Genomic DNA, 20650 nt, shown 5'->3' with positions numbered 1-20650 from the left:
CAAAGGCACCGGCCGCGAGGACGCCGGCCGCCGCCACTGTTCCGCCGGCAGACATCGCCAGGATACGGACGGCTGCCCGGGGGGCCTGGCGGTGGGTGTGGGGAAGCGGGGGCTGCGCCGCCAACTCCTGGGTCCTTGCGAGGAGCCGGGCGGTCAGGTCATCGCTTGCCGGCGGTATGGGGGCTTCCCGCAGCCGCTCCAGGTACTGGCGTTCCCGGCGCAGGACGGAGGCGCATTCGTGGCATGACTGGATGTGGCTGGCGGTGCGCTGATGCCTGCGGCCGAGCGGAAACTGGGGCCTCATGCGCCGTTCAGAGGATGCCGGCGATGCGCGGCAGCGACAGCTTGGGCCGGGACTGCTGCGGACGGGGATCGCGGTGGGCGAGCTTCTCGCGGAGCATGGTCCTGCCGCGGTGGATCCGCGAGCGGACTGTACCGAGCTTGACGCCCAGGGCTTCCGCCACCTCGTCATAGGACAAGCCTTCAAGGTCGCAGAGCACCACGGCGGCACGGAAGTCCGGCGGGAGTTCCTCAAGCGCCGCCTGGACGTCGAGGTCGAGGTTGTTCAGCTCAAAGCTCTGTTCCGGGCCCGGCTCACGCCCGGGGATCCTCGACTCGGCGTCCTCGGCCAGGGCATCGAAGCGGATGCGGGTTTTCCGGCGCGCCTGGTCCAGGAAGAGGTTGGTGGTGATGCGGTGCAGCCAGCCGTCCAGCGTTCCGGGCTTGAAGTTCTCCAGCGAGCGGAAGACGCGGACAAAAACCTCCTGGGTGAGGTCTTCGGCGTCGAACTTGTTTCCGGTCAGGCGGTAGGCCAGCCGGTACACCTTGGCGGAGTGGTTGGTCACCACTTCCTCCCAAGTGGGACGGACCCACTCAGCCTCGGCATGATGTGCTGCAGGGACAGGTGCCACAACTGATGATGACATCGTCCACTCCCCTCGTGGAATGCTAACGCCCGGATACTGTTGACATCTCTGATTCGGCGCCGACCACCCTATGGATGAGCGGATAATAATCATTTCAAACTTCGCTGGGAATTTCCTGACTGCCGGAAAACTTCAGCCGTGGGCGCAACAGCCCGCCTTCCCGGTTGCCGGCACCGGACACAGTAGGCTGTAGAGGATACTCCCCCCTGCCGCCCAGAAAGCGAACATCCATGAGCGCCGACAAGTCCACCAGCTGGTCCTATGCAGAAGATCTGCCCGCTGAGGATGAGGTCATGCTTCGGGCCCGGGAGCGCTCCTTCGAACTCGGCGTGACCCCCATCGGGCCCGGCGTGGGAGCCGTCCTCACCGTACTGGCAGCGGCCTCCAAAGCCCAGACCGCCGTCGAAATTGGAACCGGAGCCGGGGTTTCGGGCGTCTGCCTGCTCCGGGGCCTCGGTCCGCAGGCTGTCCTGACCACCATCGATGTTGACGTCGAACACCTCAAGGCCGCCCGCGAAGCCTTTTCCGAGGCAGGCAGTCCGGCCAACCGGACGCGCACCATCTCCGGACGCGCGGGCGACGTGCTGCCGCGGCTCACGGACAGCGCGTACGACCTCGTTTTCATCGACGCAGACAAACCCGGCCTGCCCGGCTACGTGGAGCAGGCCATCCGGCTCCTGAAGCCCGCCGGGCTGCTGGTCATCAACGACGCCCTGGACAAGGACAAGGTGGCCAATCCTGCCGGCCGCGAAGCAACCACAGTGGTCCTGCGCCAGGTGGGCAAAAGCATCCGCGACGACGACCGGCTGGCTTCAGCCATGCTTCCCACCGGCGACGGCCTGCTGGTAGCAGTCAAAAAATAAGACAGGATCCGCAGCCTTTCGAGGCTGCGGATCCTGTCCGCATGATTATTCCGTAACGCCGACCAGGCATTCCCTAAGGTTGGCCGCTTCGGCAGCATTCAGTTCGACCACCAGGCGCCCGCCGCCTTCGAGCGGGACGCGCATGATCAGGCTGCGGCCCTCCTTGGTGACTTCCATTGGGCCGTCGCCGGTGCGTGGTTTCATAGCCGCCATGAGGAATTCCCCTCCATTTAGTCCCAGGACTGATCAGCCCGGGCGGGCTGTGTCCGCATGTAGATCAAGCTGCCATGACGGAGTGGGTGGACACCGCCAGGGCCGCGCGTATTCTGAAATGCTTTTTGTCCTTGCTTACCTACCATTATCGCGGAATTACCCGCGCGTAGCTAATCGATGGACATTTCCGGCAGGGCGCAATTTGCACCCTGACCTGCAAAGAAGTCGAAAATCCTACGGCGGATAATCGCCTCCGCCCGGCAGTTGGGCCCAGGCCCACAGCCACACGATCCACACGATCTGCAGCAGCACGAACATCACCACAACGGTCCCCCGGTAAGCCTTGGACCGGGACAGCAACGCGGCCCCCAGCGCCAAGGGAAAAAGCGGAAGCAGCATCCGGAAAGTACTGGTCTGCGGGTGGAGGAACGTGACCAGGTACCCCATGTAGCAGGCGCACCACAGCCGGAGTTCGACGCCGAGACGGACCACCGGGGGCAGGTACAGCATGGCGGCGAAGAGGGCAACAAAAACGAACGGCGCCAGGATGCCCAGCACGGGACCGAAGAGGTCCACTCCGGTATCGAACCAAGGCTTGAAAGGAACCAGGTCGTGGCCCCGCCACACGGTTTCGGTCTTGGTATAGGCCTGGATGTCCCCGGTGGCAGCCCAGGCAGCGGCGGGCCAGGCCAGCGCCGAGGCGCCTGCCGCCGCGGTCAGGGTGGTGAGGGCCACGAGGTCCGGCGTTGTATGCCCTGCCGTTTCGCTGTGCCGGAGGCGCTGGACAAGGCGGAAGATCAACAGGATGCCCAGCGCCGCAGCGAAGGGAACTCCCAGCGGGCGGGAAAGGCACAGCAGTACCACCACCGGGATGGCCCACAGGTACTCCCGCCGGATCACCAGCAGCAGAGCACCGGCGAGCAGCAGCAGCGACAGCGGCTCGCCGTAGGGGACCTGGAGCACGGCTGACACAGGGAACGTGGCGAAGAAGGCCACCCCCCACAATGACGTCCCGTGGGACGCCAGATGCCGGAACAGCATGTAGACCACCAGCGCGGCGCCCAGGCCGGACAACATCGCGATAACGGTCAGCGAGGCGGCGGGGCTCAACCCCGTGAGGCTGCCCAGCCCGCCGGCCAGGGACGGGTACAGGGGATAAAACGCCCAAGTGTTCTCCTGCACGTTGCCTGCGGCGTCCACGGGAAGGGTGGCGGGGTAGCCGCCCTCGATGACCCTGGCGTACCACCGCGCGTCCCAGATGTTGATGAAATTCCAGTAGTCAGGCTTCGGTGCAAACCAGGGGTTGGGTCCCTGATGCAGGGCCGCTGCCATAAAGATGCCGGCACTGACGAGCCGGGCCATGACATAGATGGCAGTGACCTGCAGCCACCAGGGCCAGCGCCGGACGGCCGCGCGGTAGCGGAGCGCCAACGAGTGGACCGACGCCGAGAGTCCCGTTTGGCGGCCGGTGGCAGTACTCAAGCTTGGCCCTCCCCTGCGGCCGGCTGCCCTGCTGACGGCTGCCCTGCTGACGGCTGCCCTGCAGCGGGTTCACGTGTGCCGGTAACAGGAGTGCCGGACTCGGGTGCTCCAGGGCCTGCTGCTCGCGGCAAGGCCTCCAGCGTCCCGGTCCCCGCGGCGGGGATCTGTCGGTCTACCTCCGCCAGCCGCGCCTTCAACGTTTCCACTTCATTCCGGCTGGCCGCCAGCTGGTCCCGCAGTTCGTCAAGCACCTGGTCCACCTGGTCCATCCGGTAGCCCCGCAGGCCCAGGGAGAAACGGACGCTGTCCACGTCCTGGGGCGCGGCATTGGCGGGCAGAAGGACCGGCGGCAAGTTGGCCGGCGGCTCCTCCAGGCCGCCAACCAGAACGGCCGGCAGCTGGCGGCCGCCCTGCTTTCGAGCCCGGCCCCCCACGCTTGTCCAGATGACGGCGCCGATCAGCAGCACGGCAAGGAAGACCAGGAAAAAGCTCACAACCCCATCGTGCCAGACCTGGCGGCTGTGGTTACTCCGGCCGCTGTTCGCCGTTCAGTGAAGGGGTAATTCCCACGCCCAGCACGCGGTTCACTGCTTCAGCCGGATCATCCACCACCTGGATCAGGTCCAGGTCCTTTGCCGAGACCATGCCTTCTGCCACCAGGGTTCCCTTGATCCACTCAATCATGGGACCCCAGAAGTCCACGCCAAGCAGCACGATGGGGAACGAGGTCACCTTGCGCGTCTGCACCAGGACCATGGCTTCAAACAGTTCGTCCAGGGTGCCAAGGCCGCCGGGCAGGACGATGAATCCCTGGGCATATTTCACGAACATGGTCTTGCGGGCGAAAAAGTACCGGAAGTTGATGCCCAGGTCCACCCACTGGTTCAGCCCCTGCTCGAACGGAAGCTCGATGCCCAGTCCCACGGACACCCCGTTGCCTTCAACGGTGCCGCGGTTGGCCGCTTCCATCGAACCAGGTCCGCCCCCGGTGATAACGGCGACACCGGCTTCGGCCAGCTTCCGGCCCACCTCCACGCCCATCTCGTAATAGTGGCTGCCGGGTTTTGTCCGGGCGGATCCGAAGACGCTCACGGCCGGGCCGAGGTCTGCCAAGGCTCCGAAACCCTCCACGAACTCGCTTTGGATCCTCATGACGCGCCACGGATCGGTGTGCACAAACTGCCCGGGCCCCTTGGTATCAAGCAGATGCTGGTCGGACATTTCCACCGCCGCCTGCTTGCGGCGAAGCTCAAGGGGCCCCTTACGGCGCGGCTGGATGTTTTTGGCCGGATCTGCACTGATGCTCATTCCCCTAGGCTAACCTGCCGGTGGGAGGTATCTCTTGAATCACGATCCGCAGGAACCTGGGGTGATTCCCGTCATAAGGTGCCGTTGTTCGCTAGATTCTTCCTATGACTACTCATGTGCCCGGCGATGCCCTCGTCTCCCTGAACGCCGTAAACAAGCATTACGGCCAGCTGCACGTTTTGAAGGACATCAATCTGCAGGTCCGCAAGGGCGAGGTTGTTGTGGTCATCGGGCCTTCGGGCTCCGGTAAGTCCACCTTGTGCCGCGCCATCAACCGTCTTGAAACCATCGAAGGCGGCACCATCAGCATCGACGGAAAGGTCCTCCCCGAGGAAGGCAAGGAACTCGCCCAGCTCCGCGCCGACGTCGGAATGGTCTTCCAGTCGTTCAATCTCTTCGCGCACAAAACCATCCTCGAAAACGTCACGCTCGGCCCCATCAAGGTCAAGGGTGTTGCGAAGGCCGCCGCGGACAAGGACGCCATGGCGCTGCTTGAACGCGTGGGCGTCGGCCACCAGGCTCCGAAGCTGCCCGCGCAGCTGTCCGGTGGCCAGCAGCAGCGCGTCGCCATTGCCCGCGCCCTGGCCATGAAGCCCAAGGTCATGCTGTTCGACGAACCCACCTCGGCGCTGGACCCCGAAATGATCAACGAGGTCCTGGATGTCATGGTCCAGCTCGCCAAGGAGGGCATGACCATGATCGTGGTCACCCACGAAATGGGCTTCGCCCGCAAGGCCGCAGACCGCGTGGTCTTTATGGCCGACGGCCAGATCGTTGAGGACGCCACGCCTGAAGAGTTCTTCACCAATACCAAGAGCGAGCGTGCCAAGGATTTCCTCTCCAAGCTCCTGACGCACTGAAACACCTACGAACAAACACTCCCAGTTCGCACCCAGGCCGTGACCCACGGCCACCAATGAAAGGAATGTCATGAAGGCATTTTTGACCCGGCGGAAGTCATTTGTTGTGGCGGCTACCGCTGCCCTCGCACTGTCCCTCAGCGCCTGCGGCGGTGGTGACGCCGGATCCTCCAGCAACCCCAGCCCGGTGGCGAAGCCCACGTTCGCTGCCGGCACCACCATGGAAAAACTCTCCTCCGCCGGCACCATCAAGATCGGCACCAAGTATGACCAGCCGCTCTTCGGCCAGGTTGGCCTGGACGGCAAGCCTGTGGGCTTCGACGTTGAAATGGGCAAGCTGATCGCCGCCAAGCTGGGCATCCCGGCAGACAAGATCGAGTGGTCCGAAACGGTGTCCGCCAACCGCGAACCGTTTATTGAGCAGGGCAAGGTTGACCTGGTCATCGCAACGTACACCATCAATGACAAGCGCAAGCAGGTTGTCAGCTTCGCCGGACCGTACTACGAGGCCGGCCAGGCACTGATGGTGAACAAGGACAACGACTCCATCAAGAAGCCCGAAGACGTCAAGGGCAAGAAGGTCTGCTCCGTCACCGGTTCCACCCCGGCCGCAACCATCGTGGACAAGTACGGAGCTGAGCTTGTTCCCGCAGCCACCTACTCCGCCTGCCTGGAGCCCCTGCGCAACAAGCAGGTTGAAGCTGTCACCACGGACAACGTGATCCTCGCCGGCTTCGTGGACAAGGAACCGGACGCCTTCAAGCTCGCCTCGGACGAGACCTTCACCAAGGAGCCCTACGGCATCGGCCTGAAGAAGGACGATACCGAGTTCCGCAACTGGATCAACGACCAGCTGGAGGCATTCGAGAAGGACGGCTCCTACAAGAAGGCCTGGGAAGCAACCGCAGGTTCAGTCATCAAGACTGCCCCTGAACTGCCCGAAATCAACCGTTACTAAGTAACGCAGTGGTTGCCGGGGCCGGATAGAGGCCCCGGCAACCACGGCCTTCACACCCGTCCACGCCCACAGCCAAAGGATCCAATGGACGTCATTCTTGAAAACCTGCCCTTGTACTGGAACGGTTTTCTCCGCACGCTTTTCCTCTCCGTAGTTTCCGGGGTCATCGCGCTGGTGCTCGGGACCCTGCTCGCGGCAGCCCGGGTTTCCCCCGTGGCAGCGCTCCGCGGCTTCAGCACCGTCTATGTGGAAGTTCTCCGGAACACTCCGCTGACCATCGCTTTCTTCTTCGCAGCCATCGTCCTCCCCCGGCTCGGAGTGAAGTTCGAGCAGTTCGAAATAGCCGCAATTATCGCCCTCAGTACCTACACCGCAGCGTTCATCGCCGAAGCTGTCCGCTCAGGTGTCAACAGCGTCCCGGTGGGCCAGGCCGAGGCCGCCCGGAGTATCGGCATGAACTTCGGGCAGGTCCTGAACCTCATCATCCTTCCGCAGGCATTGCGGACGGTGATCCCGCCGCTGATCAATATCCTGATCGCCCTGGTGAAAAACTCCTCAGTTGCCGGCGCCTTCTTTGTCCTTGAACTGTTCGGCTACGGCCGGCAACTGGCCAACGCCAACGGTGACGCCGTGATCCCCGTCCTGCTCGGCGTAGCCTTCTTCTATCTGCTCCTCACCGTTCCGCTGGGCATCCTGGCCAGTACGGTGGAACGAAAGGTGGCGATTGCCCGATGAGCTCGGTACTCTACGACGTTCCCGGCCCTAAAGCCCGCCGGATCTCCCTGATCGGTTCAATTGTCGGTTCGCTGCTGATCCTGGGCTTGCTCGCCTGGATCATCATGACCTTCGCCCAGCAGGGGATTCTTGAGGGCCGCCGGTGGCAGATCTTCACCCGCGGCGATGTCTGGACGCTGCTGGGCAACGGCCTGGGTGCCACGCTCAGCGCCGCCGCACTGGCCGCTGTCATCGCCTTCCCGCTGGGACTGGCGCTCTGCCTGCTGCGCATCTCGGATGTGGCGTTCATCCGGATTCCCATCCGGGTGGTGCTGGAGTTCCTCCGCGGCATGCCCGTTGTCCTGATGATGCTGTTCGTCCTGCTGGGTTTTGGCACCTCGGCGTTCGTCGCCGTCGTGACCGGCCTGATCCTCTACAACTCGGCAGTCTTCGCGGAGATCATCCGCGCTGGCATCCAGTCATTGCCCAAGGGGCAGCGCGAAGCGGGCCTGGCCATTGGCCTGACCAGCTTCAAGTCCCGCATGCTGATCGAACTGCCGCAGGCAATACGTCGCATGATGCCTTCGCTGGTGGCGCAGATGGTGGTGCTCCTCAAGGACACGTCCCTGGGCTACATCGTGGCGTACGGCGAGCTCCTGCGTGCCGTACAGGTGATGGCGGACTTCCTGGGAACCCAGTTCCTGTTCCCCATCTTCTTTGTGGCCGCGGCAATCTACATCGCCATCAACATCCTCGTATCCCGGATTGCGGTCATGATTGAGCGCAGGGGTTCGAAGAAGGCAGCCGGCGGTGTGGCCAAGGCCGAACCCGAAAAGGCCGAAGCTCCCGTTCCCTGACAGGTCAAACAACAATGGCCCGGACCGCGCCCCTGTTGGGGAACGCAGTCCGGGCCACTGCTGTTTAAGGCACCCTGCTGTCTAGGGCAGCGGGGACCACGGCCCGTAAGTGTCAGCCAGCCAGCCAGTCCTCCAGCGCCTGCAGACACTTCCGGATCGCATCCGCATCCACGTGTTCGTTGTCTTTGTGCGCCAGCAGGGCGTCCCCCGGCCCGAAGTTCACCGCCGGGATTCCCAGCTCGCTGAAACGCGCGACGTCGGTCCAGCCGTATTTGGGCTTGGGCTCGGCACCCACGGCGGCGACAAAGGAAGCGGCGGCGGGGTGCTGGAGCCCGGGCCGTGCCCCGGCGGCGGCGTCAGTGCGGACCACGTCAAAACCGTCAAGGAGTTGCCGCACCACTAATTCGGCCTGGTCCGGCGTTTTATCGGGGGCAAACCGGTAGTTGATCTCCACCACGCACCGGTCCGGAATCACGTTTCCGGCGGTTCCGCCGTTGATTCTTACGGCGTTCAGGCTCTCTCGGTACTCCAGGCCGTCCACGTTCACTGTCAGGGGTTCGTAGGCAGCCAGCCGGGCCAGGATCGGCGCCGCAGCGTGGATGGCGTTGCTGCCCATCCAGGCCCGGGCGGAATGGGCGGACTCCCCCACCGTTGTTGCCTCGAACCTGCTGGTGCCGTTGCAGCCGCCCTCCACCGTGCCGTCAGTGGGTTCGAGCAGGATGGCGAAGTCGCCGTCGAGCAGATCGCCGTGGTTCCGGACCAGCCTGCCCAGGCCGCTCTTGACGGCCTCCACTTCCTCGTGGTCGTAAAAAACGAAGGTGACGTCACGCTTCGGTGCGGTCCCGCCGTCGAACATCCTGGCAGCCAGCGCGAGCTGTACGGCCACGCCGCCCTTCATGTCGGTGGCGCCGCGCCCGTACAGGACACCAACGCCGGGGATCCCGGACTCCCAGCTGGACGGAACCGTCCCCAGGGACCCCTCGGCCAGGGGCAACGGAACGGTGTCCAGGTGTCCTGCCAGGATGACGCGTTCGCCGTTTCCCAGCTCGGTCCGGGCAATGATGGCGTCCCCGTCCCGCACAATGTGCAGTTGCGGGATGGCGCGCAGAGCGGCTTCGACGGCGTCAGCCAGTTCCGTTTCGTTGCCGGACACACTGTTGATGTCCATGATCGCGGCCGTCAGGAGCGCAACGTCCTGGCGGAGGTCGAGGGGAAGGATGGAAGATTCCGGAGCGGTTTCGGCAGTCACGAAGCCAGTCTAGTTCGGAGCAGGTCCCCGCCCGTCGATAGACTGGGGCAATGACTGAGACTGCTTCCTCCGCCGTGCCCGAAACCCAGACTGCCCCCACTGAAGAACGCTCCGCCTACGGCTTCGGTGTGGCCACCATTGCCGTTGCCAATGGTGATGCCACCGTCCTGGACGTCTGGTTCCCCGCACCCTCGCTGGGCGTCGCTGCCGAACACCTGCGGGCAGTGGAAAACGCGGATGAGGCACTCACCCGGATCGCCGACGCCGGTACAGATGAGGACCGTGGCACCGAGCAGAAGGTGGTCTTCGTCCAGATCAACCTCGATGAGGCCCCGGCCGATACCGCTGACGCCTACCTGCGCCTGCACCTGCTCTCGCACCGGATGGTCCGCCCGAACACCATCAACCTGGATGGCATCTTCGGCAAGCTGCCCAACGTTGTCTGGACCAACTTCGGTCCCGCCGCTGTGGACGGCTTCGAACTGACCCGGGCGCGGCTGCGCCGCCGGGGCGCCGTGACCGTTTACGGCATCGACAAATTCCCGCGCATGGTGGACTACGTTGTGCCCACCGGCGTCAGGATTGCCGACGCCGACCGCGTCCGCCTGGGTGCGCACCTGGCCGAGGGCACCACGGTGATGCATGAAGGCTTCGTCAACTTCAACGCCGGCACCCTGGGCACCTCCATGGTTGAGGGCCGGATTTCCGCCGGCGTGGTCACCGGTGACGGCAGCGACGTCGGCGGCGGCGCGTCCATCATGGGCACCCTGTCCGGTGGGGGCAAGGAAAAGATCACCATCGGCGAGCGGGTCCTGCTCGGGGCCAACTCCGGCGTGGGCATCAGCATCGGTGATGATTCGGTGGTGGAAGCCGGCCTCTACGTGACGGCGGGGACCCGAGTGCGCGTGCCCGGCCCCAAGGACGAAGTGGGCGAGGACACCACCAAGATCGTCAAGGCTGCCGAACTCTCCGGTGTCCCCAACCTGCTCTTCCGCCGCAACTCCACCACGGGCGCCGTGGAGGTACTCCCCCGTGCCGGCCAGACCGTGGAACTGAACGACGCCCTGCACGCCAACTGATCCCTTCATGGCACGAAGACGCGGCCTGCGCCGCCTGCTGGTGCTGCTGCTTGCCCTCGCACTCGTGGCCGGCGGCGTCTATGCAGCGGTGTTTTTTGTGCAGCGCTCCGAGACCCTCGTTTCGGAGCGCTGTACCGCCGTCGTCAACGGCAAGACGGCGGAACTGGCTCCGGACCAGGCTGTCAACGCTTCCCTGATCACCGCTGTTGCAGTCCAGCGCGGCCTCCCGCCCCGGGCGGCCACCATAGCCTTGGCTACCGCCATGCAGGAGTCCAAGCTCCGCAACATCGAACACGGCGATCAGGCGGGCCCGGATTCCCGGGGGCTGTTCCAGCAGCGGCCTTCCCAGGGCTGGGGAAGCGAAGAGCAGATCATGGATCCCATTTACGCGACGAACGCCTTTTACGACGCACTGGTAAAGATCCCCGGCTACGAGTCGATGGAGATCACCGAAGCTGCGCAACGGGTGCAGCGATCGGCATTTCCCACCGCCTACGCCCAGCACGAGCAGATGGGGCGCTTTTTTGCCTCCGGGCTGTCCGGCCAGACCCCCGAAGCGATTCGATGCACCCTCCGTTCGGCAGGTGCCGCGGGAGATCCGCAGGCCGTTTCTGACCAGCTTTCCCAGGCTTACGGACTCTCTGCTTCCGCGGTTGACGGCCAAACCCTGGTGGTGGAGGCTGACTGCAGCCAGGCATGGTCCGTGGCGCAATGGGCCGTAGCCAATGCCAAGACCCTCGAGGTCACACAGGTGGAAGTTGCCGGGCGGACCTGGGAGCGCGACGAGCGTGACGGCTGGCGGGAGTCGGCAGTCCCGGACGGCGAGGTGCGGATTACGGTCTCGCCGGCAGGCACGGGGGCCTAAGGCCCGTCCGGCCTTTTACTAGACGAGGATTTCCACCACAGGCTGGACGTAGCTGCGGAACAGCTCCGGCTGGCCCATCAACTGGTGGCTCATAATGATTTTGTCCGGCTCCAGGTACCAGGCCCGCTGTTCGTTCAACGGCAGTTCAATGATGGTCAGCTTGAAGTCGCGGGCGTTGCGGCCCACTTCCATCAGCCGGTCATCCACCATGTCCTCCAGCAACTGGTCTGCACCGTTGGCGGCCCTTTCAGCTTCAAGCTCGGCATACTCGCTCCTGCGTTCCCGCGCCCAGGTCAGGGCCGAGCCGAAGTGCGCCTGCAGTACCCGCTGCAGGGCGGGCGAATTGCCGAAAGCCTCGAATTCCGGCGGGGAAAGTTCCGGCGACGTCTGCGGATGCGCCTTCAGCAACTGTTCCCACCATGCCTCCCATTCTGTCTTGAGGCCGTTGAAGCCCCCGACGTCGGCCGTCAGGTGGGAATGGTCGGCATGACGGATCTTGGGAGCTGCATGGGAAAGCGCCGGGTGGCCCGCGCCGTCGAGTCCGGCGGCATCGCGGATATACAGGGCGATCATCATCGGTCCGGACGTGTCGGTGGTGATCTGCCACCCGGAACCGGTCTTTTGCTGCATCCGAGGTCCTTCCCTGGCGCGCTCCTGCCGGGTCTGGTGATCCGGTGTTGCGCCCCCGGCTATCAGTCTATTCCCCTGAGTTGCCGAGGTTAATGAAATTCACGGCGCCAACCCGTCAAGGTGCCGCTCCAGGACATCGGTGCACATGCGGGCAGTCATCCAGCCGGGCTGCAGGAGGGCATGCATGCAGAGGCCATCCAGCGTGGCAAGGAGTCTTTCCGCCTCCACCACCAATACTTCCTGGGATTCCCCGGGCAGCAACGCAGTGATCACGCGGCCCATCACGGCGGCCACCTCGCGGTGGCTCCGGTCCGCCTCCGCGGCAAGAAAAGGCTTGATCCTGGCGGCGTTGCGGAATGCCATCCACACGCACGCCTCCACTGCCCGTTGTTCATCCAATGGCAGGAGTTCGCCCAGCAGTGTTAAAACAGCGGCACGTCCTTCGGCGCTTGCGCCCGGGTGGTCCTGAACTCCGGGCAATGCGGCCTCCAGCCTGGCCACAATGCTGTCAATCACGGTCGCGAAGGAGTAGGCCAGCAGTTCATCGCTACCGGCAAAGTAGTGCCGAACGGAGCCGACCGCGAGCCCGGCCTCGTCTGCCACTTCCCGCAGCGAAGCCCTTTCCAGTCCGTCGACGGCGATGATCCGCCAAACTGCTTCCACCACTTCCTGGCGCCGGGCTCCGGCATGAACGATTTTAGGCACTTCTCCTATTTAGCACACTTGTGCCTCGTCACAGGCCTGTCAGCCGGTTGGCCCGTAAAGCACCGTCATCCTGCCCGGAAATTGGCCCCGACCGGCGCGACCGGCACCACTTGGGATAGCGTGGAGAGCATGAAAATTCTGGTTACAGGGGGCACCGGGTACATCGGTTCCCACACTGTTTTGTCATTGCAGGAAGCCGGCCATGACGTGCTGGTCGTCGACAACCTGGTCAACTCCAGCGAGGAGTCCCTCCGCCGGGTTGCCGAGATCACCGGCAAAACAGCACAGTTCCACCACGTGGACCTCGTGGACGAGGCCGCCGTCGAGAAGGTTTTCGCTGAGAACGACGTCGATGCCGTGATCCACTTCGCCGGGCTCAAGGCAGTCGGCGAATCGGTCCGCGAACCCCTGAACTACTACTACAACAACCTCGTCGGAACCCTGAACCTGATCCGGACCATGGACCGGCACAACGTCCGCTCCATCGTCTTCAGCTCCTCCGCCACCGTCTACGGCGAACACAATCCCATCCCGTACGTCGAGAAAATGGAAATCGGCGCCAACAACCCTTACGGCCGCACCAAGGAACAGATCGAGGACATCCTCTCCGACCTCGGGGCTGCCGACACCCGCTGGCACATCGCCCTGCTGCGCTACTTCAACCCCGTCGGGGCCCACCCCTCGGGCCGGATTGGCGAAGACCCCCAGGGCATCCCCAACAACCTGGTCCCCTTCATCGCCCAGGTCGCGGTGGGCAGGCGCGAGAAACTCATGGTCTTCGGCGGCGACTACGACACCCCGGACGGGACCTGCCTGCGCGACTACATCCACGTGGTGGACCTCGCCGAAGGCCACCTCGCTGCCCTGAACCACATCACCGACCGCACCGGGGTATTCCGCTGGAACCTTGGCTCCGGCACCGGCTCCTCGGTCCTGGAAGTCCTGCGCTCCTTCGAAAAAGCCGTGGGCAAGCCCATCCCCTACGAGATCGCCGGCCGCCGCGCCGGCGACCTGCCTGCCTTCTGGGCCGACGCCACCTCGGCCCTCGCCGACCTCAGCTGGTCCACCACCAAAACCATCGACCAGATGTGCGAGGACCACTGGCGCTGGCAAAAAAACAACCCCCAGGGATACAACTCCTAGCAGCAACGCGGGGTCACTACTTGCCCTTCGGGGACCCCATATTGGGCGTTTAGTGACCCCGTGTTGCTTTGCTGGTGATTAACGACGAACGGCCGCCCACCTCGATGAGGTGGGCGGCCGCCGTCGTACTAGAGTCCGCGGGGGATTCAGCGGGCGGGGTAGTCCCGCTCGGGCTCGCCGATGTAGAGCTGGCGCGGGCGGCCGATCTTGGTGTTCGGGTCGCTGATCATTTCGCGCCACTGGGCAATCCAGCCGGGGAGGCGGCCGATGGCGAAGAGCACGGTGAACATCTTCTCGGGGAAGCCCATGGCCTTGTAGATGAGGCCGGTGTAGAAGTCCACGTTCGGGTAGAGCTTGCGCTGGATGAAGTAATCATCGTTCAACGCCTTCTCTTCCAGGCGCAGGGCGATGTCCAGCAGTTCGTCGTTGCCGCCGAGCTTGCTCAGGATCTCGTGGGCGGTGGCCTTGACGATCTTGGCGCGGGGATCGTAGTTCTTGTAGACGCGGTGCCCGAAGCCCATGAGGCGGACGCCGTCTTCCTTGTTCTTGACCTTCTCCATGTAGTCCTCGGGCTTGGTGCCCTCGGCCTGGATCTGGCGGAGCATCTTCAGCACGGCCTCGTTGGCGCCGCCGTGGGCCGGGCCGAAGAGGGCGTTGATGCCTGCGGAGACGGATGCGAACAGGTTGGCGTTGGAGGAACCCACCAGGCGGACCGTGGAGGTGGAGCAGTTCTGCTCGTGGTCCGCGTGCAGGATCAGGAGCAGGTCCAGTGCCTTGGCCACGATCGGGTCAACCTCGTACTGTTCAGCCGGAAGCCCGAAGCTGAGGCGCAGGAAGTTCTCCACGAGGTTGTGCGAGTTGTCCGGGTACAGCATGGGCTGGCCGATGGACTTCTTGTGGGCGTAGGCCGCGATGACCGGAAGCTTGGCCATGAGGCGGATGGTGGAAACTTCCACCTGCTCGGCGTTGAACGGGTCCAGGGAGTCCTGGTAGAACGTGGACAGCGCGGAAACGGCCGAGGACAGAACGGGCATGGGGTGCGCGTCCCGCGGGAAGCCGCCGAAGAAGCCCTTGAGCTCCTCATGCAGCAGCGTGTGCCGGCGGATCTTCTGGTCGAATTCGTCCAGCTCCGTGGGAGTGGGCAGGTTGCCGTAGATCAGCAGGTAGGACACCTCGAGGAAGCTGGAGTGCTGTGCCAGCTGTTCGATGGGGTATCCGCGGTAGCGCAGGATGCCAGCATCGCCGTCGATGTAGGTGATAGCCGAAGTTGTGGCTGCTGTGTTCATGAAGCCGGGGTCAAAGGTGACTGCGCCCGTCTGCTTCAGCAGTTTGGAAACGTCGTAGCCTTCGTTTCCTTCAACAACCTGGATGCGCGGCAGCTTGAGCTCGCCTCCTGCGTGGAGCAGGGTCGCAGCATTGTTGGTCTCAGTCATGGAGTCCCCTTCATGAGGCGTCTGGGCCTCTGTCGAAAGCTTGATCCAACATCAGGTGAGCCGCGCACGAAGCCTGAGAGGACAGGTTCCAACACCCGGGCTGCCTTCTTGTAGAAAGCCACCATTGATAGTCACTTAAAAAGTACCCGCTCCTTGGCGGGTGCCACTAATCCGCGACGTTCCAAAAGGCCCTAAAATGCGTCAGATGTGTCCGGAGTCACACCATTGTTACGGACCTAGCGCCGGCCGGGGCAGCCGCGCTGATTACGCCGCCGAAGCCAGCCGGGCCACGGCGGCGTCGATCCTCTCGTCTGTTCCGGTGAGGGCCACACGGACGTAGCCGTTGCCCGCCTCACCGTAAAAGACGCCGGGACCCACCACGATGCCGCGCTCCGCCAGCCGGGCTACCGTGTCCCAGGTACTCTCTCCCGCCGTGGACCAAAGGTAGAGGCCGGCGTCGGACTCCTTGATCTCCAGCCCGAAATCCAGCAGCGCCGGAACCAGCCGTTCCCGGCGGCCGCGGTACAGGTCCTTCTGGGCCTCAACATGCGCGTCGTCGCCCAGTGCCACCCGCATGGCTTCCTGCACCGGGTAGGGAACGATCATGCCCGCATGCTTGCGGCTGTTGACGAGGTTGGGCATCAGGTCCGGATCGCCGGCCACAAATGCTGCCCGGTAGCCGGCCACGTTGGACTGCTTGCTCAGCGAGTACACGGCCAGCAGGCCCTGGTGGGATCCGCCGGCCACTCGCGGGTCCAGGATGCTCGGTACAGGCTGGCCGCCGCGCTGGACATCCCAGTCGCCCCAGCCCAGCTCTGCGTAGCATTCATCAGATGCCACCACGGCGCCCAGTTCACGGGCCTGTTGTACGAGCGCCTTCAGGGATTCGACGCCGCGGACGCTGCCCGTGGGGTTTCCCGGGGAATTGACCCAGATCAGCCGGACACGCGAGCGGGTGGCGTCGTCGAGCTCGTCCAGGTTGTCCGTGGCCACGGAGGTGACGCCGGCGAGCGTTGCGCCGATATCGTACGTGGGGTAGGCAACCTTGGGGCGTACGACGACGTCCCCCGGCTTGAGCCCGAGCAGGAGCGGGAGCCAGGCCACGAGTTCCTTCGAGCCGACCGTGGGCATGATGTTGCGCGGGTCCAGTCCGGCAACACCGCGGCGGCGTTCGAACCAGGCGGCAATGGCTTCCCGGAGGGCAGGCGTGCCATGGACCGTGGGGTAACCGGGGGCGTCGGCGGCGGCCTTCAGCGCGTCCTGGATCAACGCCGGCGTGGGATCCACCGGAGTACCAATGGACAGGTTGACGGCTCCCCCCGGATGCTCCGAGGCCTTCGCGAGATACGGCGCCATGGCCTCCCACGGGTAGTCGGGCAGGTCAAGGCCAAACGTATTCACAGCTGCGGTCACCGTTCCAGCCTGCGTCAGTGGTCTTGGTTCTGCGGGGGCAGTGCGGCGATCATCGGGTGGTCCTTGCCGGTGTTGCCGATCTTCGCTGCGCCGCCCGGTGAGCCGAGGTCGTCGAAGAACTCAACGTTGGCCTTGTAGTAGTCGGCCCACTCGTCCGGGGTGTCGTCCTCGTAGTAGATGGCCTCCACCGGGCATACCGGTTCGCAGGCTCCGCAGTCGACGCATTCGTCCGGATGGATGTACAGCGAACGCTCACCCTCGTAGATGCAGTCGACCGGGCATTCTTCGATACATGCCTTGTCCTTGACATCTACACACGGCTGCGCGATTACGTACGTCACGTCCCTTGCCTCTCCACGTTGGTTCCGGCGTCCCGCCGGCTGTTGCGTCCGGCAACCTGGCCGGACTCTTGACATCTGAGCCTATTATCTCCCAGCCCGTTACTGCGAACCTAGCCGGGCTCCTTGTGTGAAGCCATTTAGTATGAAGTGGTGAGTCTACCTGTCCCCTCCCCCGCCGGATTCCTCCTTGCCGCCGCTTCCGGAACACGGGTGGTGGTGCGGTACCGCATCGAGGGCGGGCTCACTGACGCCCTGGGACACCTGGTGGCGTGCGACTCCGGTGCCTGCACCATCCGCACCCGGCAGGCCGACGTCGTGATCCCCCTTGAGGTTGTTGTGGCAGCCAAGGAGGTTCCGCCGGCGCCGGAGCGGCGAAGGCCGCGCGCCTGAGCCGACCCTCAGTGCGCAGGACTGCCCATGCCCGGCGAAGCCGGGCCTCACTGCGCACGGCGGTACGAAGAAAGCCACCGGCGGGTGCCGGTGGCTTTCTTTGGTACTACGGTGCTGGCTAGGCCTTGGCGCGGGCGCGGTTGGCCTTTGCACGCTCGTTGGTGTCCAGGATGACCTTCCGGATGCGGATGGACTCCGGCGTTACCTCGACGCACTCGTCTTCGCGGGCGAATTCCAGCGACTCTTCGAGGGTGAGGTCGCGCGGCGGGGTCAGGTTCTCGAAGGTGTCCGAGGAAGCGGCACGCATGTTGGTGAGCTTCTTTTCCTTCGTGATGTTGACGTCCATGTCGTCGGCGCGGGAGTTCTCGCCAACAATCATGCCCTCGTACACCTCGGAGGTGGGCTTGACGAAGAAGGAACCGCGTTCCTGCAGGTTGATCATGGCGAACGGAGTCACCACGCCGGCGCGGTCAGCGACCATGGAGCCGTTGGTGCGGTACTCGATGGGGCCGGCCCAGGGCTCGTAGCCCTCGGAGATGGAGGCCGCGATGCCGGCGCCGCGGGTGTCCGTGAGGAACTTGGTGCGGAAGCCGATCAGGCCGCGGGCGGGAACGATGAATTCCATCCGGCACCAGCCGGTGCCGTGGTTGGCCATGTTGGTCATGCGGCCCTTGCGGGCTGCCATCAACTGGGTCACAGCGCCGAGGTACTCTTCGGGTACGTCGATGGTCATGTGTTCCATCGGCTCGTGGATCTTGCCGTCGATGGTCTTGGTGACAACCTGCGGCTTGCCCACGGTCAGTTCGAAGCCTTCGCGGCGCATCTGCTCCACGAGGATGGCCAGGGCGAGCTCGCCACGGCCCTGGACTTCCCAGGCGTCAGGACGCTCGGTGGGGAGCACCTTGATGGAGACGTTACCGATCAGTTCCTTGTCCAGGCGGTCCTTCACCTGGCGCGCGGTGACCTTGGCGCCCTTGACCTTGCCGGCCAGCGGGGAGGTGTTGATACCGATGGTCATGGAGATCGCGGGATCGTCCACGGTGATCAGCGGCAGCGGCTGCGGGTTCTCGGCGTCGGTCAAAGTCTCGCCGATGGTGATTTCCTCGATGCCGGCAACGGCTACAATCTCGCCGGGGCCGGCAGACTCAGCCGGAACGCGGTCCAGGGCCTTGGTGGCCAGCAGTTCGGTGATCTTGACGTTTTTGAGCTCACCGTTGGCGCGTGCCCAGGCAACGGTCTGGCCCTTGCGCAGCGTGCCGTTGTAGATGCGGAGCAGCGCCAGGCGGCCCAGGAACGGTGAAGCGTCCAGGTTGGTGACGTGTGCCTGCAGGACACCTTCCGGGTTGTAGGTCGGCGCCGGGATGTGCTCGATGATGGTCTTGAACAGCGGCTCAAGGTCCTCATTGTCCGGAGCGGCACCGTTGGCGGGCTGCTCCAGGGAGGCGCGGCCAACCTTGGCGGCGGCGTAAACAACCGGGACCTCAAGAACCTTGTCCAGGTCCAAATCCGGGACTTCGTCGGCAAGATCCGACGCCAGGCCGAGGAGCAGGTCCATGGACTCGTGGACCACTTCGTCGATGCGCGCGTCGGGGCGGTCGGTCTTATTGACCAGCAGGATCACGGGCAGGTGGGCGGCCAAGGCCTTGCGGAGCACGAAGCGGGTCTGCGGCAGCGGACCTTCCGATGCGTCAACGAGCAGCACAACACCATCAACCATGGACAGTCCGCGCTCCACCTCGCCGCCGAAGTCGGCGTGGCCCGGGGTGTCAATAACGTTGATGGTGATGGTCTCGCCGTTGGACGACGGACCGTTGTATGCCACGGTGGTGTTCTTGGCCAGGATGGTGATGCCCTTTTCGCGCTCAAGGTCACCGGAGTCCATCACGCGGTCTTCGAGGTGGTTGTGCTCGGCAAAGGAGTTGGTCTGCTTGAGCATGGCGTCGACCAGGGTGGTCTTGCCGTGGTCAACGTGGGCCACAATCGCGACGTTGCGGAGGTCACTGCGTGATGCAGTGGCTACCGCGGTGTTGGTGGTGGTTTCAGACATGCGTAATGGCTCGATTCAGTGGTGAAAGTCAGCTGTTGTATCGCGACATTTCCAACTGGAACGCACGACGGATCATGCCCTTTGCACAGGGCTGCTTCCCCCAGTCTAGCGTCTGCGGCATTAATAGGCCTAAATTTTCTGCCAGCCAGCAGGGCCCACAGCCGCTCTGCGTCAACGCGGCCGGCGAAAATCAGTGACCAAAATCACTGGCCAAACCTGCCTCCATGCCACATGATTGCTCTGATACTCCATGCAAGCCCGAAAGACACCACATGCGAAAAGCCCAGGCCCGGACCCGTTCTGCGGCGTCTGGAGCCGCCGCCGTGATCGCGGTGTCCTGTCTCCTTGCCTTGTCCGGCTGCGGAATGCCGGCCGGGTCTTCTGCCTCGTCCCAAGCGCAGGCCGCCGCTGCGGGGCAGCCCGGGACTGCCGCAACACATCAGGCTGCGGCCGGTTCACGAATCCTCAATCCGGCTAATGGGCGGCTTGAAGCCGTGGTCCCCAACATCAGCAGGACGGTCCTCCTGATTGGGGACTCGCAATCGGAACCAACCGATGGCTGGCCCCGCCAAGGCCTGGAGGCCGCGGGGTACCAGGTGTACTACTGCGGGCGGGGCGGCACCGGGTTCGTGTCCGCCAACGGAAATACGGGCAATTACATTGATGCCCTCCTGCGGGGTGACTGGCTCCTGCCTTCCGGTACACCGGCGCTCATCGTTATCCAAGGCGGCGGCAACGACGCTACAACCGGAGCGTCGGACAGCCGGATCACCGGCAACGCGGAGCGTTTGATCACTGAGCTCAGGAACCGCTACCCGGGAACCCGCATTGCCATGATAGGGACGCTGGCCCGCGGCGAAGGCAACGGGGGCGGGCGCCGGACGGAGGTTGATACGTTGCTGGGCTCGGTAGCCGCCGCCCACAACCTCCCCTTTGTTTCGGTGGGCGACTGGCTCACCAGGTACGGCCTGGCCAAGGACCTCGCGGACTCAGTGCATATGAATCCCAATGGCCGCCGCGCACTGGGGGCGCTGCTGGAGCGCCGGCTCCGGGACCTGGGTTTGGAGCGGAAGCTGACCGTGGAACAGACTCCGGCTTTGGCGGCCGGAAGCGGGACTGATTCCTTCCAGGACTGACAGGGTTTAACGGCGTGCAGCCATAAACGTGTGGAGCC

At 64.3% G+C, this 20650-nt stretch carries 22 protein-coding genes and 1 pseudogene; 10 read left to right on the top strand and 13 right to left on the bottom strand.

Annotation, left to right across the window (positions count from 1 at the left end):
* Positions 1-304 (bottom strand): annotated as a pseudogene (locus FNL14_RS15455) (anti-sigma factor); the annotation flags it as partial.
* A 7-nt stretch (positions 305-311) separates the two neighbouring features.
* Positions 312-926: an RNA polymerase sigma factor SigE gene (sigE, locus tag FNL14_RS15450; RefSeq protein WP_142061599.1), complete on the bottom strand. Its 615-nt coding sequence runs from the start codon at positions 924-926 to the stop codon at positions 312-314.
* Positions 927-1156: 230 nt separating this feature from the next.
* Between sigE and FNL14_RS15445 the strand changes: the two genes are divergently transcribed.
* Positions 1157-1789 (top strand): O-methyltransferase, encoded by a 633-nt coding sequence (locus FNL14_RS15445; protein ID WP_142061596.1) that lies wholly within the window; start codon positions 1157-1159, stop codon positions 1787-1789.
* 45 nt (positions 1790-1834) lie between these two features.
* Here FNL14_RS15445 and FNL14_RS15440 read toward each other — a convergent pair whose 3' ends face one another.
* The 4 genes from FNL14_RS15440 to FNL14_RS15425 all read right to left on the bottom strand — a co-directional run bounded on the left by FNL14_RS15440 (position 1835) and on the right by FNL14_RS15425 (position 4792).
* Positions 1835-2002, bottom strand: coding sequence for a DUF3117 domain-containing protein (locus FNL14_RS15440; protein WP_083435355.1), 168 nt, complete (start codon positions 2000-2002; stop codon positions 1835-1837).
* 234 nt (positions 2003-2236) lie between these two features.
* Complete coding sequence (locus FNL14_RS15435; protein ID WP_142061594.1) at positions 2237-3484, bottom strand: hypothetical protein; 1248 nt, start codon at positions 3482-3484, stop codon at positions 2237-2239.
* Complete coding sequence (locus FNL14_RS15430; RefSeq protein WP_142061591.1) at positions 3481-3978, bottom strand: DivIVA domain-containing protein; 498 nt, start codon at positions 3976-3978, stop codon at positions 3481-3483. Before FNL14_RS15430 ends, FNL14_RS15435 begins: the two co-directional genes overlap by 4 nt.
* Before the next feature lie 31 nt (positions 3979-4009).
* A complete protein-coding gene (locus FNL14_RS15425) occupies positions 4010-4792 on the bottom strand; it encodes a TIGR00730 family Rossman fold protein (protein ID WP_142061588.1) in 783 nt (260 codons plus the stop codon).
* Between the two features lie 104 nt (positions 4793-4896).
* On the opposite strand from FNL14_RS15425, the gene FNL14_RS15420 reads away from it, so the two are divergent.
* The 4 genes from FNL14_RS15420 to FNL14_RS15405 all read left to right on the top strand — a co-directional run bounded on the left by FNL14_RS15420 (position 4897) and on the right by FNL14_RS15405 (position 8181).
* Positions 4897-5652: an amino acid ABC transporter ATP-binding protein gene (locus FNL14_RS15420; RefSeq protein WP_142061586.1), complete on the top strand. Its 756-nt coding sequence runs from the start codon at positions 4897-4899 to the stop codon at positions 5650-5652.
* A gap of 70 nt (positions 5653-5722) precedes the next feature.
* Complete coding sequence (locus FNL14_RS15415) at positions 5723-6610, top strand: glutamate ABC transporter substrate-binding protein (protein ID WP_142061583.1); 888 nt, start codon at positions 5723-5725, stop codon at positions 6608-6610.
* An 84-nt stretch (positions 6611-6694) separates the two neighbouring features.
* Complete coding sequence (locus FNL14_RS15410; RefSeq protein ID WP_091415348.1) at positions 6695-7345, top strand: amino acid ABC transporter permease; 651 nt, start codon at positions 6695-6697, stop codon at positions 7343-7345.
* Entirely contained in the window at positions 7342-8181 is an 840-nt protein-coding gene (locus FNL14_RS15405; RefSeq protein WP_142061580.1) for an amino acid ABC transporter permease, read from the top strand. Before FNL14_RS15410 ends, FNL14_RS15405 begins: the two co-directional genes overlap by 4 nt.
* 112 nt (positions 8182-8293) lie before the next feature.
* Here the strand turns inward: FNL14_RS15405 and dapE are convergent, their stop codons facing one another.
* Complete coding sequence (gene dapE / locus FNL14_RS15400) at positions 8294-9430, bottom strand: succinyl-diaminopimelate desuccinylase (RefSeq protein WP_142061577.1); 1137 nt, start codon at positions 9428-9430, stop codon at positions 8294-8296.
* Positions 9431-9480: 50 nt separating this feature from the next.
* Here dapE and dapD point away from each other — a divergent pair, with 50 nt between their 5' ends.
* Together dapD and FNL14_RS15390 are read left to right on the top strand one after the other, a co-directional pair.
* On the top strand, positions 9481-10509 hold the full coding sequence (gene dapD, locus FNL14_RS15395; RefSeq protein WP_142061574.1) for a 2,3,4,5-tetrahydropyridine-2,6-dicarboxylate N-succinyltransferase: 1029 nt from the start codon (positions 9481-9483) through the stop codon (positions 10507-10509).
* A gap of 7 nt (positions 10510-10516) precedes the next feature.
* Positions 10517-11374, top strand: coding sequence for a hypothetical protein (locus tag FNL14_RS15390; RefSeq protein ID WP_142061571.1), 858 nt, complete (start codon positions 10517-10519; stop codon positions 11372-11374).
* A gap of 18 nt (positions 11375-11392) precedes the next feature.
* On the opposite strand, the gene FNL14_RS15385 is transcribed toward FNL14_RS15390, so the two are convergent.
* On the bottom strand, positions 11393-12004 hold the full coding sequence (locus FNL14_RS15385; protein WP_091415335.1) for a hypothetical protein: 612 nt from the start codon (positions 12002-12004) through the stop codon (positions 11393-11395).
* A gap of 99 nt (positions 12005-12103) precedes the next feature.
* Positions 12104-12709 carry a TetR/AcrR family transcriptional regulator gene (locus FNL14_RS15380; protein ID WP_142061568.1) on the bottom strand — a complete coding sequence of 202 codons (606 nt, stop codon included), beginning with the start codon at positions 12707-12709 and terminating at the stop codon, positions 12104-12106.
* 129 nt (positions 12710-12838) lie between these two features.
* Here FNL14_RS15380 and galE point away from each other — a divergent pair, with 129 nt between their 5' ends.
* Complete coding sequence (gene galE / locus FNL14_RS15375) at positions 12839-13852, top strand: UDP-glucose 4-epimerase GalE (RefSeq protein WP_142061565.1); 1014 nt, start codon at positions 12839-12841, stop codon at positions 13850-13852.
* A 146-nt stretch (positions 13853-13998) separates the two neighbouring features.
* Here the strand turns inward: galE and FNL14_RS15370 are convergent, their stop codons facing one another.
* The 3 genes from FNL14_RS15370 to fdxA form a co-directional block, all read right to left on the bottom strand.
* Complete coding sequence (locus FNL14_RS15370; RefSeq protein WP_142061562.1) at positions 13999-15285, bottom strand: citrate synthase; 1287 nt, start codon at positions 15283-15285, stop codon at positions 13999-14001.
* Positions 15286-15549: 264 nt separating this feature from the next.
* Positions 15550-16698, bottom strand: coding sequence for a succinyldiaminopimelate transaminase (dapC, locus tag FNL14_RS15365; RefSeq protein WP_142061559.1), 1149 nt, complete (start codon positions 16696-16698; stop codon positions 15550-15552).
* A gap of 14 nt (positions 16699-16712) precedes the next feature.
* Positions 16713-17039, bottom strand: coding sequence for a ferredoxin (fdxA, locus tag FNL14_RS15360; RefSeq protein ID WP_009356972.1), 327 nt, complete (start codon positions 17037-17039; stop codon positions 16713-16715).
* A 150-nt stretch (positions 17040-17189) separates the two neighbouring features.
* On the opposite strand from fdxA, the gene FNL14_RS15355 reads away from it, so the two are divergent.
* Complete coding sequence (locus tag FNL14_RS15355) at positions 17190-17429, top strand: hypothetical protein (protein WP_142061556.1); 240 nt, start codon at positions 17190-17192, stop codon at positions 17427-17429.
* Between the two features lie 118 nt (positions 17430-17547).
* On the opposite strand, the gene typA is transcribed toward FNL14_RS15355, so the two are convergent.
* Positions 17548-19476, bottom strand: coding sequence for a translational GTPase TypA (typA, locus tag FNL14_RS15350; protein ID WP_091415324.1), 1929 nt, complete (start codon positions 19474-19476; stop codon positions 17548-17550).
* 272 nt (positions 19477-19748) lie between these two features.
* Between typA and FNL14_RS15345 the strand changes: the two genes are divergently transcribed.
* Complete coding sequence (locus FNL14_RS15345; RefSeq protein WP_142061552.1) at positions 19749-20612, top strand: SGNH/GDSL hydrolase family protein; 864 nt, start codon at positions 19749-19751, stop codon at positions 20610-20612.
* The last annotated feature ends 38 nt before the right edge of the window (positions 20613-20650 follow it).

It is taken from the genome of Pseudarthrobacter sp. B4EP4b (assembly GCF_006680095.1).
Lineage (GTDB): Bacteria > Actinomycetota > Actinomycetes > Actinomycetales > Micrococcaceae > Arthrobacter.
The sequence above is the reverse complement of the archived record's forward strand: the minus strand, read 5'-3'. Positions and strand labels throughout refer to the sequence as shown.

What these genes read in the sequence shown, in the direction of transcription:
- sigE (WP_142061599.1), bottom strand. Translation starts at nt 926, where the DNA reads ATGTCATCATCAGTTGTGGCACCTGTCCCTGCAGCACATCATGCCGAG.
- FNL14_RS15445 (WP_142061596.1), top strand. Translation starts at nt 1,157, where the DNA reads ATGAGCGCCGACAAGTCCACCAGCTGGTCCTATGCAGAAGATCTGCCC.
- FNL14_RS15440 (WP_083435355.1), bottom strand. Translation starts at nt 2,002, where the DNA reads ATGGCGGCTATGAAACCACGCACCGGCGACGGCCCAATGGAAGTCACC.
- FNL14_RS15425 (WP_142061588.1), bottom strand. Translation starts at nt 4,792, where the DNA reads ATGAGCATCAGTGCAGATCCGGCCAAAAACATCCAGCCGCGCCGTAAG.
- FNL14_RS15420 (WP_142061586.1), top strand. Translation starts at nt 4,897, where the DNA reads ATGACTACTCATGTGCCCGGCGATGCCCTCGTCTCCCTGAACGCCGTA.
- FNL14_RS15415 (WP_142061583.1), top strand. Translation starts at nt 5,723, where the DNA reads ATGAAGGCATTTTTGACCCGGCGGAAGTCATTTGTTGTGGCGGCTACC.
- FNL14_RS15410 (WP_091415348.1), top strand. Translation starts at nt 6,695, where the DNA reads ATGGACGTCATTCTTGAAAACCTGCCCTTGTACTGGAACGGTTTTCTC.
- FNL14_RS15405 (WP_142061580.1), top strand. Translation starts at nt 7,342, where the DNA reads ATGAGCTCGGTACTCTACGACGTTCCCGGCCCTAAAGCCCGCCGGATC.
- dapD (WP_142061574.1), top strand. Translation starts at nt 9,481, where the DNA reads ATGACTGAGACTGCTTCCTCCGCCGTGCCCGAAACCCAGACTGCCCCC.
- FNL14_RS15390 (WP_142061571.1), top strand. Translation starts at nt 10,517, where the DNA reads ATGGCACGAAGACGCGGCCTGCGCCGCCTGCTGGTGCTGCTGCTTGCC.
- FNL14_RS15385 (WP_091415335.1), bottom strand. Translation starts at nt 12,004, where the DNA reads ATGCAGCAAAAGACCGGTTCCGGGTGGCAGATCACCACCGACACGTCC.
- galE (WP_142061565.1), top strand. Translation starts at nt 12,839, where the DNA reads ATGAAAATTCTGGTTACAGGGGGCACCGGGTACATCGGTTCCCACACT.
- FNL14_RS15370 (WP_142061562.1), bottom strand. Translation starts at nt 15,285, where the DNA reads ATGACTGAGACCAACAATGCTGCGACCCTGCTCCACGCAGGAGGCGAG.
- typA (WP_091415324.1), bottom strand. Translation starts at nt 19,476, where the DNA reads ATGTCTGAAACCACCACCAACACCGCGGTAGCCACTGCATCACGCAGT.
- FNL14_RS15345 (WP_142061552.1), top strand. Translation starts at nt 19,749, where the DNA reads ATGCGAAAAGCCCAGGCCCGGACCCGTTCTGCGGCGTCTGGAGCCGCC.